Raw genomic sequence first — 616 nt, forward strand, 5'->3', positions numbered from 1 at the left:
GCCGAGGTTTCCTGGGCGGCGTGTGATGTGGCGGATCGGGAGGCGTTGGCCGGGGTGCTGGCGGCGGTTCCGGTCGAGCATCCGTTGACGGCTGTTGTGCATACCGCTGGTGTGCTGGATGACGGTGTGATCGGTTCGCTTACCGGGGAGAGTGTCTCCAAGGTGCTGCGGCCGAAGGTGGATGCGGCGTGGAACCTGCACGAGCTCACCCGCGATGCGGACCTGTCGGCGTTTGTGTTGTTCTCGTCGGCTGCTGGTGTGTTCGGTGGTGCGGGTCAGGGCAACTACGCGGCGGCGAACAGCTTCCTGGACGCGTTGGCGGAGCACCGCAGGTCCCTGGGCCTGGTGGGGAGTTCGTTGGCGTGGGGTCTGTGGTCCACGGGCATGGCGGACTCGGCTGATGTCGGGCGGTTGAACCGTGGGGGTGTCGCCTCGCTGTCGGTGGCTGACGGCACCGCGTTGTTCGACGCGGCCGGGTGTGCCGGGGATGCGTTGCTGGTGCCGATGCGGTTGGACCTGGCCGGGCTGCGGGCTCAGGCGGCTGGTGGCATGCTGCCCCCGCTGCTGCGCGCTCTGGTGCGTACTCCCGCCCGCCGCGCCACCGCCAACACGGCGG

At 69.5% G+C, this 616-nt stretch carries 1 protein-coding gene; it reads left to right on the top strand.

Annotated elements, in window-relative coordinates; translation table 11 throughout:
• On the top strand, positions 1-616 hold a 616-nt coding region (locus O5O46_RS35080; protein ID WP_269859738.1), incomplete at both ends, for a beta-ketoacyl reductase.

Source organism: Streptomyces sp. RPT161 (assembly GCF_027533845.1).
In the GTDB taxonomy this organism is placed as follows: domain Bacteria; phylum Actinomycetota; class Actinomycetes; order Streptomycetales; family Streptomycetaceae; genus Streptantibioticus_A; species Streptantibioticus_A silvisoli_A.